Genomic DNA, 16,724 nt, shown 5'->3' on the forward strand with positions numbered 1-16,724 from the left:
TTAACGCTCCGTCTGTGCCGGGAAGGTCTGGAAAGCGATCTGCCGTTCGATCGGGTAGACCTCCCGACCCGCCAGTTCGCGCAGTAAAACCGAATTGCGGTAGCAGGCCATCCCCAGATCCGGGGTGACAAAGCCGTGGGTATGCAGTTCGGCGTTCTGTACAAAGATCTGATTGTGCAGGTCGATGCTGTAGTTACGCTGCACGTCGTAGCGGCCTTTTTCATCCCAACGCAGGCGTCTGCTGATCCCCTCGATAAACATCGGCGGCTGATAATAGTAGCCGGTAGCAACCACCAGACCCTCGGTACGCCGGGTGAAATCTTTGCCCTGTTCCTGCTGATGCAGGAACAGCTCCAGCTCGCCGTCAGGCGTGCGCCGCATGTCACACAGTTCTGCATGGGTGAACAGGTTGACGTTCAGCTCACCATCAAGGCGCTTGACGTACATCAGGTCGTAAATGTCGTTGATCAGACTGCTGTTAATGCCTTTATACAGGTTCTTGTGTCGGGCATTCAGCTCGTCACGTTTCGCTGGCGGCAGATCGTGGAAATAGTCAATCCACTCCGGCGAGGTCATCTCCAGCGTCAGCTTGGTGTATTCCAGCGGATAGAAGCGGGGCGCGCGGGTGACCCAGTTGAGCTGATAACCGTATTTATCAATGTCAGTCAGCAGGTCGTAGTAAATCTCTGCGGCACTCTGACCGCTGCCCAGCACGGTAATTGACTTTTTCTGCTGTAGCGCGGCCTTGTTCACCAGGTATTCGCTGGAGTGGGTCAGGCGTTCACGGTGCGCACGGCAACATGACGGCATCCAGGCCTGCGGACCGGTGCCCAGCACCAGACGCCGGGCATACCACAACTGACTGGTGCCGCTGACGGTGTCAACGCTCTTCACGTGGTAGCAGGCGTCATCCTCGTCGTAGCTGACGTATTCAACGCGGGTATTCCAGCGCAGATTACTCAGCTTCGCCGCCGCCCACTGGCAGTACTGGTTGTACTCTTTACGCATCAGGAAAAAATCTTCCCGGATGTAAAAAGAGTAAAGTTTGCCTTTCTCTTTCATATAGTTGAGCAGGCTGTAAGAGCTGGTGGGGTCGGCCAGCGTAACCAGATCGGCCATAAAGGGCGTCTGCAAATGAGCGCTTTCCAGCATCATTCCGGTGTGCCAGTCAAAGCCGGGATTTTGATCAAGAAATACGCCGGTCAGGTTCTCTACCGGCTCGCTCAGGCAGGCCAGACCCAGATTAAACGGGCCGATGCCAATGCCGATGAAATCATAAATTGTTTTCATAGCCTCTCTCACTGGTTTGCCGCGCTGAACGCTGATGCTCGCACCTGTTCCCGACCATAATGCGCAATCAGCGCAATGACGTCTTCCAGGTCTGCAACGGTGGTGTTGGGGTTCAGTAGGGTGAATTTCAGGTACTGATGGCCGTTAACTTTGGTGCCGGCGATAACGGCATTGCCGGAGCGGAACAGCGCTTTGCGGATCGCGGAGTTGATCTCGTCAATGGCGCTGTCGCTCATGCCGGAACGCGGGACGTAACGGAAAATCTGGGTGGTCAGTTCCGGCGCATGCAGCACCTCGATCGACGGATGCGCGCTCAGCAACTGATGGGCGGTGCCGGTCAGGGCGATGATGGCATCGAAAGCTTCACCCAGGGCATCCGGTCCCATAACGCGCAGGGTCAGCCACATTTTCAGCGCATCAAAACGGCGGGTGGTCTGGATACTTTTATTGACCAGATTTGGCGTACCTTCCTGTTGAGCGCTCAACGGGTTGAGATAATCAGCATGGTGAGTAACGTGACTCAGATGCTGTTTATCCCGGACAAAGAAAGCCCCACAACTGACGGTCTGGAAAAAAGATTTGTGGTAATCAACGGTGACGGAATCAGCCAGTTCAATCCCTTTCAGGCGCTGGCGGTGCTGAGGTGAAACCAGCAGACCACAGCCGTAGGCCGCATCGACATGCATCCACAAACCGTAGTGTTGCGATAAACGCGCGATGTCCTGTAACGGATCGATACTGCCGAAATCGGTGGTGCCACTGGTGGCCACCACCGCAATCGGAATCAGTCCCTGCTGATGGCAACGTTGGATCTCCTGCTCCAGCAGCGCCGCATCCATACGGTAGTGCTCGTCGTAATCGACCGGGATCACCGCATCATAGCCCAGGCCGAGGATCGCCATCGATTTCTGGATGCTGAAATGGCTCAGGCGGGAGGTGAAGACCCGCCACTTGCTGGCCTCTGGCGGCAGCCCCTGATGCTTAATCAGATGTCCGGGATGGTGTCTGGCACACCAGCTGTCACGCGCCAGCAGCATTGCCATCAGGTTGGATTGCGTGCCGCCGCTGGTGAAAATGCCGTCTGCCGTCTGCGGCAGGCCAATACGACTCAGCGTCCAGTCAGTGACTTTCTGCTCAATCAGCGTGCCGCCTGCACTCTGATCCCAGGTATCGACCGAGCTGTTTACGGCCGCCATGATCTGTTCAGCCATCAGCGAAGGCAGTACTACCGGGCAGTTCAGATGCGCAACGTATTTGGGATGATGGAACCACACCGCATCGCGCAGATAGAGCGCCTGAAGTTCTTCCAGTGCTGCTTCGTTGCTGCCCAGTGGCGAATCGAGATCGACACTGGCAAATTGCGGGGCCAGTTCATGGGGCAGAATACCGCTGAATGGTTTCTCCACGCCCTGCACGGTGTTGCTCAGCAGTGCCAGCACCTCCTGGGTTTGCTGGTTCCACGCGGCTAATTGCTGATCGTTGAAAATATATTGCCGGTGCCCGCTGTTGTCCGGGAAAGGATGCAAGTCCTGTACTGGCTGAGTGTGCGAACGTAAAACCATATTCTGTTCCTTTTTGCAGATGTGAACAGTCCTGCCATCAGAAGCAATGACGGCCATCGTCAGTTCAGAGTCATTAACGTATTGTTGGGAAAACAGATTTCCCGTTGAAACATCGGACAGGTTTATTCGCTTTGTTAAGCTAAAAAACCTTGTTTTAGTATGGTTTTGTTACCTGTTTGTGTCTGATGTAATTGAGAATGGGATTATAAATAGCAATCATTATCATTCAATAGGATTATTGTGACAAAGTTGTGATAAGCATTGTTAATGTCACAAATGTGATATAGATCACATTTTAGTGTCTCAAAATATAACCAGTCAGGAACGGGAGCGGGCAAAGAACAATGGGCAGGGACAATAAAGTGGCGGGGAAGAGGCAGATGATCTGGCTGATGAGGTTATCGTCATCCGCATGTCGCGGATGACGAAAGCTGTGAGCTGAGCGCCTGAAGCGGGCCAGTAAGCAGGATTACTCCACGCGCAACACGCGGCTGGTGTTAGTCGTGCCGGTGGTGCTCATCACGTCGCCCTGGGTGACAATGACCAGGTCGCCCGACATCAGAAAACCTTTGTCACGCAGCAGATTAGTTGCATCGTGCGCGGCCGCGACGCCATCGTTGTTGCTGTCGAAATAGACCGGCGTTACCCCGCGATAGAGGGCGGTGAGGTTGAGCGTGCGTTCGTGACGTGACATAGCGAAAATCGGCAGGCCGGAGGTGATCCGCGACGTCATCAGCGCGGTGCGTCCCGATTCGGTCATGGTAATAATCGCTGTCACCCCTTGCAGGTGGTTGGCGGCATACATGGCTGACATGGCGATGGCTTCTTCGATATTGTCGAACTGCACATCCAGACGATGTTTGGAAACGTTAATACTGGGGATCTTCTCGGCACCCAGGCACACTTTAGCCATCGCGGTGACGGTCTCGGCAGGGTACTGACCGGCCGCCGTTTCAGCCGACAGCATCACCGCATCGGTGCCGTCCAGCACGGCGTTCGCCACGTCCATCACTTCAGCACGGGTCGGCATAGGATTGGTGATCATCGATTCCATCATCTGCGTGGCGGTGATCACCGATCGGTTCAGCTGGCGCGCCCGGCGGATCAGCGCCTTCTGGATCCCCACCAGTTCAGGATCGCCAATCTCGACGCCGAGATCGCCCCTTGCCACCATCACCACATCAGAGGCGAGGATAATGTCATCCATTGCTTCCTGGGTGGCAACCGCTTCAGCGCGTTCCACCTTGGAGACGATTTTTGCTTCGCATCCGGCTTCACGGGCGAGACGACGGGCATAGTTGAGGTCTTCACCACAGCGCGGGAACGACACGGCCAGGTAGTCACAGTTAATTTTTGCTGCGGTCAGGATGTCGGCTTTATCTTTTTCCGTCAGCGCTTCAGCAGACAGACCACCACCCAGTTTGTTGATGCCTTTATTATTGGAAAGCGGGCCCCCCACGGTAACTTCAGTGAAGACTTTCATCCCCTGAACCTCCAGCACCTTTAGCTGCACACGACCATCATCCAGCAGCAGGATGTCGCCGGGCACCACGTCAGCAGGCAGGCCTTTATAATCGATACCAACCTTCTCTTTGTCGCCTTCACCTTTGGCAAGACTGGCATCAAGTAAGAACCGGTCGCCCACGCTCAGAAAGACCTTTCCTTCTTTGAAGGTAGAAACGCGAATTTTTGGCCCCTGAAGATCGCCGAGGATGGCGACGTGGCGACCCAGTTTCGCCGCAATCTGCCGCACGCTGTCCGCACGTTGCATGTGGTTTTCCGGGGTGCCATGGGAGAAGTTAAGACGCACAACGTTGGCACCGGCAGCGATGATTTTTTCGAGGTTATTACCGCGATCGGTTGCCGGGCCTAAGGTGGTTACAATCTTGGTTCTTCTGAGACGTCTGGACATGTATGACTCCGTTGACTTTGAAAGGGGTGATGCCGGAGCAATCCCTGTAAAGGTTTAGTATTTTATAATATTCAGGCGATGTCTGTTGGCCTGTTGCCCATTTAACTACCGAAATCCGGGCCGGTCTGGCTGCGCTGTCAGGTCTTCCCTGTCGAATCGTGACTCCTTCAACGCCGCTTTGACACGTCTGAGATTGTCGCGGAATGTTGCACCGCGCCGTAGCGTGAAGCCGGTGGCAAGTACATCAATTATCGTAAGCTGTGCCAGTCGTGACACCACAGGCATATAAATATCAGTGTCTTCCGGCACATCAACATGTAACGCCAGCGTGGCAACACGTGCCAGTAATGAGTCTGGCGAGGTTATCGCCAGCACCGTTGCTCTGTTTTCCCGCGCAAGTTGTGCCAGTTCGACTAAATTTTTAGTGCGTCCGGTATAGGAAATAAGCACGATTACATCGTCTTCCGTACTGTTGATGCAGTGCATCCGCTGCATCACAATATCATCGGAACAGATGACAGGCACATTGAAGCGAAAAAATTTATTCATCGCATCCTGTGCCACCACGGCAGACGCGCCGAGGCCGAAAAAGGCAATTTTTTGAGACCGGGTCAGCAGGTCCACCGCGCGAGTGATGGCGACAGGATCCAGATTGTGGCGAACCCTGTCCAGACCTGCCATCGCCGATTCAAATATCTTGCCGGACCAGGTCTCCACGCTGTCGTTTTCGTCAATTACGCGGCTGACCCAGGGCGTGCCCGTCGTGGCAAGACTTTGCGCCAGCTGTAACTTAAAGTCCGGAAAGCCCCGGGTCTGTAAACGGTGACAGAAACGGTTGACGGTGGGTTCACTGACCCCAGCCTGGCGGGCCAGCAGGGCGATACTGAGATGGATTATCGTTTCGGGTGCGGCAACAATGGCGTCAGCCACTTTGCGCTCGGATTTGCTCAGATTTTCCAGCTGAGACTGAATTCTTTCCAGCATAGTCATAACGGTGTCCGCTGATACATTCTGGCGATTTCAACCAAAGGAGAAATCGATGTCATTTTGTAGAGAATATACAAGCGCGCTAAGGGCGGGGGCAGAGGACGGGTGCGCTTTGTCACGTTTTTTTGCCAGAATTTGAACTCTGTCCGGTTTTACCCGCGCAGGCCAGTCGACAAAAAACGATCAATGATCGCGCAATAAAAGAGCTGTTGACCGCCGTTAAAATTTGCACAATCTGGTTTCTCTGTGCGGCAGGCGTGCAGGTCGGTTTACGCGGAGCGAACAAAAGCAGTACATTGTACTGAAAGAAAATTACAATAAGAGCCTGAGTGTTACGGATTTAGCAGGTCAGGCTTATCCTGCAACGAGGAGAATATAATGGCGGTTACACAAACGGCCCAGGCATGCGATCTGGTCATTTTCGGTGCTAAAGGCGATCTTGCTCGCCGGAAACTGTTGCCATCCCTGTATCAGTTGGAAAAAGCCGGTCAGATTCATGAAGAGTCACGCATTATTGGCGTGGGAAGGGCGGACTGGGATAAAGCAGCCTGGACCAAGGTGGTGCGGGAAGCACTGGAAACCTTTATGAAGGAGAAGATTGATGAGGCACTCTGGGACAAACTGAGCAGCCGACTCGACTTCTGTAACCTGGACGTTAACGACACCAGCCATTTTACCAAACTGGGTAAAATGCTGGACCAGAAAAAACGCGTGACCATTAACTATTTTGCCATGCCGCCCGGCACGTTTGGTGCTATCTGCAAAGGTCTGGGCACTGCCAAACTTAATGCACAGCCAGCCCGTGTGGTGATGGAAAAGCCGTTGGGTACTTCACTGGAAACCTCCCAGGAAATTAACGATCAGGTCGGTGAATTTTTTGAAGAAAACCAGGTATTCCGCATTGACCATTATCTGGGTAAAGAGACGGTACTGAACCTGCTGGCACTGCGTTTTGCCAATTCGCTGTTTGCCTCAAACTGGGATAACCGCACCATCGACCACGTGCAGATCACCGTGGCAGAAGAAGTGGGTATCGAAGGACGCTGGGGATATTTTGATAAAGCGGGTCAGATGCGTGACATGATCCAGAACCATCTGTTACAGGTGCTGACCATGATTGCCATGTCACCACCCGCCGATCTTTCTGCCGACCGTATCCGTGATGAAAAGGTAAAAGTGCTGCGTTCGCTGCGTCGTATTGACCACACTAACGTGCGTGATAAAACCGTGCGTGGCCAGTATACCGCGGGCTTTGTGCAGGGTAAGAAAGTACCGGGTTACCTGGAAGAAGAAGACGCCAATAAAACCAGCAATACGGAAACCTTTGTCTCTATCCGCGTGGATATTGACGACTGGCGCTGGGCAGGCGTGCCTTTCTATCTGCGTACCGGTAAACGACTGCCAACCAAGTGTTCCGAAGTGGTGGTCTATTTCAAAAATCCAGCGCTCAACCTGTTCAAAGAATCCTGGCAGGAACTGCCACAGAACAAGCTGACCATCCGTTTACAGCCGGATGAAGGGGTTGAGATCCAGATCCTTAACAAGGTTCCCGGACTGGACCACAAACACAATCTGCAAACCACCAAGCTGGATCTGAGCTTCTCAGAAACCTTTAACCAGTCGCATCTGGCGGATGCCTACGAGCGTCTGTTACTGGAAACCATGCGCGGCATCCAGGCGTTGTTTGTTCGCCGTGATGAGGTGGAAGAAGCGTGGAAGTGGGTCGATTCAATCATGGAAGCCTGGGCGGCAGATAAAGAAGCGCCCAAGCCTTACCAGGCCGGCACCTGGGGACCGGTTGCCTCGGTGGCGATGATCACCCGTGATGGCCGTTCCTGGAATGAATTTGAGTAATTTCACGGTACGATAAGACCCGCTCCGGCGGGTTTTTTTATTGCTGAAAGATGATGCCCTGCGCCGACGTTAAAAAATAAACCGCTGTTTCAAAAAAAGTTCAATCACATGGACGTACCGGGCAACTGTCCTGTATGGTAGTGAACAACATCACTATCCAGACGCGTTGCGCGTCGCTTTAGCCAGTCACTCACACGGCTGGCAAGACAGGAGAAGCAGGTCGATGAGTAACTGGAAAATAAGTGCAGAACAGATCCTGACGACCGGCCCGGTTGTGCCGGTGATTGTGGTTAACAAGCTGGAACATGCGGTGCCAATGGCGAAGGCACTGGTGGCGGGCGGCGTGAAAGTGCTGGAAGTGACGCTGCGTACCGCCTGTGCGATGGAGGCGATAAAAGCGATGGTCAACGAGGTGCCGGAAGCTATCGTCGGCGCGGGCACGGTGCTGAATGCGGAGCAGTTAAAAGCAGTCACTGATGCAGGCGTGCAGTTTGCCATCAGTCCGGGTCTGACCGAACCGCTGCTGAAAGCTGCCGTAGCAGGTTCCGTGCCGTTGATCCCGGGCATCAGTACGGTTTCAGAGCTGATGACCGGGATGGATTACGGGCTGCGTGAGTTTAAGTTTTTCCCGGCGGAAGCCAACGGTGGCGTGAAGGCGTTGCAGGCAATTGGCGGACCCTTCCCGCAGGTACGCTTCTGTCCAACCGGCGGGATTTCACCGGCTAATTACCGTGATTATCTGGCCCTGAAAAGCGTGCTTTGTATTGGCGGCTCGTGGCTGGTGCCCGCCGATGCGCTGGAAGCCGGCGATTATGAACGCATTACCCGACTGGCGAAAGAAGCCGTTGCCGGTGCGGCTTAACGCTTCCGGACCAGCCGGTAAAGCGAGAAAGGATGGCAAACGCCATCCTTTCTTTATTGGCGGGACGAGGAAAAGAGCAGTGCGCCAGACCTTTATGCTTCTCAGCCGCTGACTTTGACGCCCGCTGCGCAGTTGATGGCACGTTGTACCGCATCAGCAATATCTTCACCGCTTGCCAGCGCAACCCCCATCCGCCGCTTACCGTGAATTTCAGGCTTGCCGAACAGACGCAGTTGCAGACCTGCCCCAAGCACGTCTGCCAGCTGTGCAAACTGCACGTTGTCGCTATCCAGTTCAGGCAGGATCACCGCAGTAGCCGCCGGACCATACTGGCGAACAGCGCCCACTGGCAGGCCGAGGAAGGCCCGGACATGCAGTGCGAACTCTGACAGGTCCTGCGAAATCAGCGTGACCATCCCGGTATCGTGTGGACGTGGAGAAACCTCGCTGAACACCACTTCATCACCACAGACAAACAGCTCAACGCCAAACAGGCCCTGACCACCCAGCGCGGTAACCACTTTTGCGGCGATCTCTTCAGCGCGTTGCAGGGCGAGGGCGCTCATCTGTTGGGGTTGCCATGATTCGCGGTAATCACCCTCTTCCTGACGGTGACCAATGGGGGCGCAGAAATGGATACCATCAACCGCGCTGACAGTCAGCAGAGTTATCTCAAAATCAAATTTCACCACACCTTCAACAATCACTTTCCCGGCCCCGGCGCGTCCACCCTGCTGGGCGTACTCCCAGGCTGCCTTCAGTTGTGAGGCTTCACGAATAAAACTTTGTCCTTTACCGGACGAGCTCATGACCGGCTTAACGATGCACGGGAAGCCAATTGCCTGTACGGCCTGATGAAAAGCCTGCTCATCATCGGCAAAGCGGTAATCTGAGGTGGGCAGGGAGAGCTCTTCAGCGGCCAGGCGACGAATGCCTTCGCGGTTCATGGTCAGACGGGCGGCACGCGCGGTCGGCACCACCTTTTGCCCCTGTTTTTCCAACTCAATCAGCATATCTGTCGCGATGGCTTCGATTTCTGGCACAATAAAATCAGGACGTTCTGACGCCACCAGGGCTTGCAGTGCTTCGCCATCCAGCATGTTGATGACATGGCTGCGATGCGCCACATGCATGGCGGGTGCGTCGGCATAGCGATCGACGGCAATGACTTCCACGCCCAGGCGCTGGCATTCCAGCGCGACTTCTTTGCCAAGTTCACCCGCTCCTAACAGCATTACACGCGTGGCGGCGGGGCGCAGCGCAGTACCAAGAGTTGTCATAATGTCTACCTGATTGGAAGGAAAAAAACGCGCGCAGTATAAACGAAAACGATTGCGCATACATCCGCTTTACGGGCTTGAGAAGGAAAATCATCGCTGTTATACTGTATGAAAATACAGTTAAATAAGGTGGGAACAATGGCTGTTGAAATAAAATATGTTGTGGTCAGAAAAGGTGAGGAAAAAATGACTTTCGCCAGTAAAAAAGAAGCCGATGCCTACGACAAAATGCTGGATATGGCGGAAGTCTTCTCCGACTGGCTTGGTGTGGCCCCGCTGACGATTGACGAAGAGCAGCGCGAAATACTCGGGCTGTTCCTCGCAGAGAATAAAGATGCCCTTGCACATATTCTGCGCACCAGCAAACAACCTGAGCGTGCAAATGTGAGCATGGAAGGTAACGACCTGAACCCGGCCGGGGAGCCCGATGCCGGGCAGGAAAGCGACACTCTGGCAGACGCCACGGATGAAGCAGAACCGAAGAACAAACTGAAAGCGATCGGTGCAGGCAAACCCTCCCGCGCCAGTAAGGTAGCCTGAGGTCAGCAAACGAAATCCGTCCGTTGCTGTGGTCCTCTCATCCGGGGCCTGCGGCTTTGGTGACCAGCAGTGTGCCGGGAGTCTGGCGTTGTGCTCCACGTCCTGCGTGCTGTTACCGTATTTTATGGGGTCACCACAGGAGTGTCGGCGACCAGTTTGTCCGATGAAGCGGGTTAACCTGTCGAACCGGCTCCGGAGCGTCGCCGGATTGGGCGACGTTATCCATTTCAGCACAGCGGCAGATTTATTCAGATGCCACAACATCGCTTCAGGGCAGACATGGCTTCTTTCGCCACGTCATGAGCTGCACGCTGATGCAGCTGGTCGTTAAAGACTTCCAGGCCAAGAGGCCCGTTGTATCCACCCTCTGCCAGATAATCCAGCAGGGTGTTCAGCGGGAAACACCCCTCGCCGGGTAACAGGCGCTTATGACGTGCGATGTCGACCAGCGCGTGCTCAGCGGGCAGGGCGGCGAGGTCGGACAGCTGTACCAGAAAGATTTTATCCATCGGGATCCCTGCCAGGTCTGCTACCGTGCGCCGACGGGCAAAGATGTGGAAAGCATCGACCACCAGACCAAGATTCGGCTTATCGATGCGCTGCACCAGCTGCCATGCTGCCGCAGTATTGTTAATGTGTGTACTCCATGCCATAGCTTCAAAGGCCACACTCAGTCCCCGCCTGCCTGCTTCATCAACCAGCCAGCGGATATCCTCCTCTTCGCGCCCGGCAAGACAATCATCAGCGGTTGATGCTGGCGTCAGCAGCGTGGTTGCACCGAGAGCCACTGCCGTATCCAGCATCACCAAAGCTTCATCACACTTTCGCTGACGAACGGCGTCCGGTGCGCCATCGAAATCCAGCAGCACCTGATAATCGGTAAATGCCAGATTTTTAGGCTGACCAGGTCAATAATCCCCGGCACGCCGCCGCCCGCTTTCTCCACATCCTGCCGCCAGAGTTCAATCTGACTGAAGCCCGCCTGCGCTGCGGCCTCAATTTTTTCTTCCGGTGTTCCCCCTAAAATAACCGTGTTGATAAACAGGGGATTATGAGCAAATCGCATGATTTTCCTCAGCCGATATCCGGCGATTAAGTGTCGAATCAGTTCTGCCGTCAAAACCTGAGATGCCGCTGTCTTCCCTGCGCTAATGCCAGGCGTAATAATTATCATGCTAATTATAGTGTTGTTCCTTTGTTAGCGAAGTGTAGCTGGTTGTTTTCGGGGCTTTGCCAGACTTGACGGTTCTTGACGTAACGCCCTCTATGCTGAACGTTTTCTGTCACTGAAAGGAAAGACGATGGCTGACTGGCTGAAACAAATTCAAAATGTGCTGGGCAATGGCAAGCAGGGAAAAAGTGGTGGCGAGGGATTAGGCAAGATGCTGGCACCGGGCGCGCTGGGTGGTCTGGCAGGCCTGCTGATAGCGAGTAAATCTTCGCGCAAACTGCTGACGAAATACGGGAAAAATGCGCTGATCATCGGCGGCAGCGCGGCAGCGGGGGCGGTGCTGTGGAATAAATATAAGCAGCGTATCGCTGAAACTCACCGCGACCAGCCGCAGTTTGGTCAGCAGTTCTCGCCACCAGACCGTCGTGCGGAGCGTCTGGTGCAGGCGCTGGTGTTTGCGGCGAAAAGCGATGGTCATATTGACAACAATGAGCGACAGGCGATCGACCAGCATATTCAGCAGGCCGGGCTGGGCGCAGAGGGTGAGCGAATGATCCAGCAGGCCATTGATATGCCCCTGGATCCACAAAAGCTGGCGAAGGACATCAGTAATGAGGAGGAAGCGCTGGAGGTCTATTTCCTCAGTAATCTGGTGATTGACGTGGACCATTTCATGGAGCGCAGCTACCTTCAGGCTCTCGCAGACGAACTGAAAATACCCGAGGATGTTCGCGAGAGTATTGCCAGTGATATTCAGGCTGAGAAGCAAAAATTATCTGCCTGATCACCCGCCGGGGGCATTTTTGTCCCCAACCTGTTGTTTTGTCACTGACTGCTTCAGGCTCCCGCCTGACAATCAGCGCGGTAAATGCCACACTAAGCAGACATGACTGACTGAGTGGATGTCCGATAATGCTGAAACCCCCAATCGCCAGAAAAATTCCTGTTGAAATGACCCTGCACGGTGAGACGCGCATCGATAACTATTACTGGCTGCGTGATGACCAGCGTCAGCAGCAGGATGTTGTTGACTATCTTGAAGCTGAAAATGAGTACGGCAGCGCGATTATGGCACCGCACCAGGCGTTACGGCAGGAGGTGCTGAAGGAAATTATTCAACGTATTCCGCCACGTGAGTTTTCCGTGCCTTATGTTAAAAGGGGCTGGCGTTATCAGAGCCGCTACGAGGAAGGCAAAGAGTATGCAATTTATACCCGCCAGCCGGAAGACACTTCCACACCGGAGCAATGGGAGATCCTGCTTGACTGCAATCAGCGAGCGGCAGGCGCGGATTTTTATACGCCTGGCGGACTGGGTATCAGTCCGGATAATCAACTGCTGGCGGTGGCAGAGGACTATCTGTCACGCCGTCAGTACGACATTCGTTTCTTCAATCTGACCACCGGCGAGTGGTATCCGGAAGTGCTGGAGCATGTCTCTTCAGGATTTGCATGGGCAGACAGCAGCACGTTCTATTACGTGCTGAAAGATAAGCAGACTCTGTTGCCGTGGCAGGTATGGCGTCACCGTCCTGGCACCTCACAACAGGAAGATGAACTGGTGTATGAAGAGCAGGACGATACCTTCTACGTCAGCGTTCACAAAACCACCTCTGAGCAGTTTGTTCTTATCAGTCTGAACAGCACCACCACCAGTGAAATTCTGTTGCTGGATGCGGATTCCGCCACGGCTGAGCCACAGATATTCTGTCCACGCCGTAAAGATCACGAGTACGCGGTGGATCACTATCAGCAACAGTTCTGGGTTCGCTCGAACCGGGAAGGGAAGAATTTTGCACTTTATTACAGCCAGCAGTTCAGTGAGGACAGCTGGCAAACCCTGATCCCGGCACGCACGCCTGTTCTGCTGGAGGATTTCAGCCTGTTCCGTGACTGGTTGGTGGTGCAGGAACGCGAGCAGGGGCAGAACAGACTGCGGCAGATCTGTCGCAAGACCGGCAGGGATGTGGTAATTGCTTTCGATGACCCTGCCTGCGTAACCTGGCTCTCTTATAATCCCTCGCCGGAAACTGCGCTGCTGCGCTACGGTTACTCCTCGATGACCACGCCCGATACCCTTTACGAGCTGGACATGGACAGCGGCGAACGCAGGACGCTCAAGCAGACTGAAGTAAAAGGCTTCAACGCTGGCAATTATTGCAGTGAACGGCACTGGATAACCGCGCGCGACGGCGTGAAGGTGCCAGTGTCGCTGGTTTATCACCGGCAACATTTCCAGCCGAAAAAAAATCCACTACTGGTATACGGCTACGGTGCTTACGGCAGCAGTATGGATGCTGATTTCAGCGCCAGTCGCCTGAGCCTGTTAGATCGGGGTTTTGTCTTCGCCATTGCGCATATTCGTGGTGGCGGTGAGCTGGGGCAGCAGTGGTACGATGACGGAAAGTTGCTCAACAAAATGAATACCTTTCACGATTTTATCGATGCCACCCACGCGCTGGTGGCGCAGGGCTATGGCGATCCGGAAAGAATTTACGCAATGGGCGGCAGCGCGGGTGGCCTGTTGATGGGAGCGGTGGTCAATATGGCGTCATCCTGTTTTCATGGCATTGTGGCTCAGGTGCCGTTTGTCGATGTGATAACCACCATGCTGGATGAGTCAATTCCCCTGACGACCGCTGAATATGATGAATGGGGTAATCCGGCTGATGAGGCGTTCTATCACTATATCCGTCAATACAGTCCGTACGATGGCGTCACTTCGCAGAACTATCCGCACATGCTGGTGACTACCGGCCTGCATGACTCGCAGGTGCAGTACTGGGAACCGGCAAAATGGGTTGCCAGATTGCGCGATGTGAAAACCGATAACAATCTGCTGATACTCGACACCGACATGGACTCCGGCCACGGCGGTAAATCGGGTCGCTTTACCTTCTATGAAGGGGTGGCGGATGAGTTTACCTTTCTGATCGCACTGGCACAGGGCACCCTCGCTCCCACGGCTGACTGAATTTTACTTCGAAAGACTGCCGCCACTCTGCCGAATGTCCGCAGAGTGGCGGGCAGGATAGCTTGTCGGGTATCAGCCCGGCATCGGCAAAGATTCAAGCATTTTCTTCAGGTTGATGGCATCCCAGGGAAGATGTTCCGCCACGGTTATACCGGCCATTTGCGACCTGCTCGCGGCGTGGTTGACCAGCGTCACCACCTCATTGATTGTCAGTCTGCCTTCCGCTGCACCAGCAAAATCGTCTTTACCTCTGGCGGGTCTTGCGAACAGCACAGAGCGGAACAGGGTCGGATCCAACACATCAGGATCGATATGTACCGCCAGATATTTAATGCCCTGTTTCTCTATCCAGTCTGTCACCGGCTGCGCACCGTTTTTAATCTCCTGCGGGCCGCAGGTGGCGATACCGTGCCGGGCGATAAATGCCTTTTCATGCGGAATATTATTCTGCCGACAGGGCCCGTTCAATGGCGCTGCGCAGACTGGCATTCAGGTCGGGAATGTTTTTCAGCATCCACTTCAGATAACCGGGATCGCGCTTTACCACTTCATCAACTTTACTGCCACGGTATTTGCCAAATGGGAAAGTGACAGCAGAACCACGCACCTGCATCCTGCGAACCATTTCCCCGGCATCCCAGCCAGAAAACGCCATGATGCGAATAAGCAGTGACGCTGTCACGTAGCAGTCATACAACGCCCGGTGTGCGTGCAGGCCAGGCGGCGTCTCCACCTCCAGTTGCAGGGATTCCCGCAGCGCCTAGTTGCCGTATTTTCTGCCCGGCCACAAACCTCGTGCCAGCGTCATGGTGCAAATCCACTCACCCTGTATCTCTGGCAGCATTCGGCGATCAAAACTGGCGTTATGGGCAACGTAATAGTTGCTGCCATGATAGCGATGGATAGCCTGCTCAATGGTGGGCTTACCGGCCACCATCGATTCAGTAATGCGGTGAATGGCCATAGCCTCACGGCTGATGGGGCGATCGGGGCAAATCAGATCGCTCATGGGATTGACAATGGTGTTGTTAATGACATCCACTGAGGCCACTTCGACAATGCCGCCTTGCAGGCCACAGGTTTCAGTATCGATCACACGTAACATAATGCTCTCTGTCAGATTACCGTCGGTTAGCGCACCGGATGCACTTCTCCCTGCCAACCGCTCTCCGTCCTGCGAGCGATGACCAGCTGTTCGCCGCTACCACCCTGCACGACCTGACGACCCTGTTCGTCCCAGACGGCACTTTTTCCGGCACTCTGGTAACCACCGGTCGGCAGGGCATGATTAGCCATCAGCACCGCCATTTTGTATTGCGTAGCCCAGCGCACCAGAAAGTCGCAGCCATGCTGATAACCTTTTTCCGATGCCAGTACACCCGTGGCGTAAAGGTTAGCACCGCGAAGGGCCGCGTCCCGGGCGTATTCCTCAACGCTGATATCTGCGCAAACCGCCAGCGCGATGTTATGCCGCTGATAGCCAAACAGCGGGATCCCGGCACCCGCCTGAAAAAAAAGATTTTCATCACCAAACAGGTTGCGCTTGCCATACGCCAGACGTGTGCCATCGGGTAGAAACGCCAACGCGCACAGCAGGGTGTGATCGCCATCCAGTAACGGCAACCCGATGACAATAATCATCTGATGCTGGCTGGCGGCAATAGCAAAGGGTTCCAGTCTGGGATCGTCCATATTCATCGACAGTTCACGGCTGAGGGCCAGCTCGTAGCCCGTCAGGGATAATTCGGGGAAAATCAGAACATTAACCTGGTGTTCAGCAGCCTGATGGATAAATTCAAGATGGTGCGAAATGTTCCAGTCAGTCTCTCCGGAACGCGACCCTGATTGTGCCGCAGCGACACTCCAGACGGACATATACTCTCCTGCATAGCAGTTTCAGAAGACATATCTCATCCTAAGCGCAGCGTAAACACAAGGGAATAACACGAATATTAAATACTATTTTTGTTTCGGTTCATAAGGCAGGCGTGAAAAACCCAGTGAAGCCTGACGGTATTGCATCAGGCGCTGACGAAACCAGTCACGAAGTGCTTCCGGTTGTTCACGCTCTACCGATTCGGCAATCACCGGCATGTTATAGCGTTCTTTAAAGGCAACGCTGGCGGCTGCCAGGTCGACGTTCACTTTGTCTTTTTCTTCCTGCGGCAACAGAGCAAGATTGTGATTCATTTATTCCTCCTGATTCTGTCGGCCAGGATAAAACAGCGGGTGATATTTCGCAAGCCTGCTCGTTGGCTGAGGGCTTATCTGCTCGACACCTTATTTTAAGCGG

Annotated in this window: 13 protein-coding genes and 2 pseudogenes; 5 read left to right on the plus strand and 10 right to left on the minus strand. The window is 54.2% G+C overall.

From position 1 onward, the window contains the following. From AC3RPL_RS07960 to AC3RPL_RS07975, 4 genes are all read right to left on the minus strand, one after another. The gene (locus AC3RPL_RS07960) at positions 1-1,290 is read right to left on the minus strand and encodes a lysine N(6)-hydroxylase/L-ornithine N(5)-oxygenase family protein (RefSeq protein ID WP_490739577.1); all 1,290 of its coding nucleotides are present in this window, start codon (positions 1,288-1,290) and stop codon (positions 1-3) included. 8 nt (positions 1,291-1,298) lie between these two features. After that, entirely contained in the window at positions 1,299-2,852 is a 1,554-nt protein-coding gene (locus tag AC3RPL_RS07965; RefSeq protein ID WP_490739578.1) for a pyridoxal phosphate-dependent decarboxylase family protein, read from the minus strand. A 469-nt stretch (positions 2,853-3,321) separates the two neighbouring features. Then, entirely contained in the window at positions 3,322-4,764 is a 1,443-nt protein-coding gene (gene pyk, locus AC3RPL_RS07970; RefSeq protein WP_490739579.1) for a pyruvate kinase, read from the minus strand. A gap of 105 nt (positions 4,765-4,869) precedes the next feature. Beyond that, a complete protein-coding gene (locus AC3RPL_RS07975; RefSeq protein WP_490739580.1) occupies positions 4,870-5,754 on the minus strand; it encodes a MurR/RpiR family transcriptional regulator in 885 nt (294 codons plus the stop codon). Positions 5,755-6,129: 375 nt separating this feature from the next. Here AC3RPL_RS07975 and zwf point away from each other — a divergent pair, with 375 nt between their 5' ends. Continuing rightward, on the plus strand, positions 6,130-7,605 hold the full coding sequence (zwf, locus tag AC3RPL_RS07980; RefSeq protein ID WP_261640449.1) for a glucose-6-phosphate dehydrogenase: 1,476 nt from the start codon (positions 6,130-6,132) through the stop codon (positions 7,603-7,605). Between the two features lie 223 nt (positions 7,606-7,828). Then, the gene (locus AC3RPL_RS07985) at positions 7,829-8,467 is read left to right on the plus strand and encodes a bifunctional 4-hydroxy-2-oxoglutarate aldolase/2-dehydro-3-deoxy-phosphogluconate aldolase (protein ID WP_034935845.1); all 639 of its coding nucleotides are present in this window, start codon (positions 7,829-7,831) and stop codon (positions 8,465-8,467) included. A gap of 101 nt (positions 8,468-8,568) precedes the next feature. On the opposite strand, the gene purT is transcribed toward AC3RPL_RS07985, so the two are convergent. After that, positions 8,569-9,747, minus strand: coding sequence for a formate-dependent phosphoribosylglycinamide formyltransferase (gene purT / locus AC3RPL_RS07990; protein WP_490739581.1), 1,179 nt, complete (start codon positions 9,745-9,747; stop codon positions 8,569-8,571). Positions 9,748-9,885: 138 nt separating this feature from the next. Between purT and AC3RPL_RS07995 the strand changes: the two genes are divergently transcribed. Then, positions 9,886-10,287, plus strand: coding sequence for a YebG family protein (locus tag AC3RPL_RS07995; RefSeq protein ID WP_490739582.1), 402 nt, complete (start codon positions 9,886-9,888; stop codon positions 10,285-10,287). Between the two features lie 248 nt (positions 10,288-10,535). On the opposite strand, the pseudogene AC3RPL_RS08000 reads toward AC3RPL_RS07995, so the two are convergent. Then, positions 10,536-11,353, minus strand: a pseudogene (locus tag AC3RPL_RS08000) (sugar phosphate isomerase/epimerase family protein). Positions 11,354-11,588: 235 nt separating this feature from the next. Here AC3RPL_RS08000 and AC3RPL_RS08005 point away from each other — a divergent pair. Together AC3RPL_RS08005 and AC3RPL_RS08010 are read left to right on the plus strand one after the other, a co-directional pair. Then, positions 11,589-12,242, plus strand: coding sequence for a tellurite resistance TerB family protein (locus AC3RPL_RS08005; protein WP_490739583.1), 654 nt, complete (start codon positions 11,589-11,591; stop codon positions 12,240-12,242). 131 nt (positions 12,243-12,373) lie between these two features. Next, the gene (locus AC3RPL_RS08010) at positions 12,374-14,431 is read left to right on the plus strand and encodes a S9 family peptidase (RefSeq protein ID WP_490740655.1); all 2,058 of its coding nucleotides are present in this window, start codon (positions 12,374-12,376) and stop codon (positions 14,429-14,431) included. A 72-nt stretch (positions 14,432-14,503) separates the two neighbouring features. Here the strand turns inward: AC3RPL_RS08010 and AC3RPL_RS08015 are convergent, their stop codons facing one another. From AC3RPL_RS08015 to AC3RPL_RS08030, 4 genes and pseudogenes are all read right to left on the minus strand, one after another. Continuing rightward, on the minus strand, positions 14,504-14,899 hold the full coding sequence (locus AC3RPL_RS08015; protein ID WP_490739584.1) for an arginase family protein: 396 nt from the start codon (positions 14,897-14,899) through the stop codon (positions 14,504-14,506). Then, positions 14,874-15,536 (minus strand): annotated as a pseudogene (gene exoX, locus AC3RPL_RS08020) (exodeoxyribonuclease X). Before exoX ends, AC3RPL_RS08015 begins: the two are co-directional and overlap by 26 nt. Positions 15,537-15,562: 26 nt before the next feature. Beyond that, complete coding sequence (locus AC3RPL_RS08025; RefSeq protein WP_367167160.1) at positions 15,563-16,306, minus strand: carbon-nitrogen hydrolase family protein; 744 nt, start codon at positions 16,304-16,306, stop codon at positions 15,563-15,565. Between the two features lie 84 nt (positions 16,307-16,390). Next, positions 16,391-16,621, minus strand: coding sequence for a DNA polymerase III subunit theta (locus AC3RPL_RS08030; RefSeq protein ID WP_034935866.1), 231 nt, complete (start codon positions 16,619-16,621; stop codon positions 16,391-16,393). Positions 16,622-16,724: the final 103 nt, after the last annotated feature.

This window comes from Erwinia papayae, assembly GCF_058241465.1.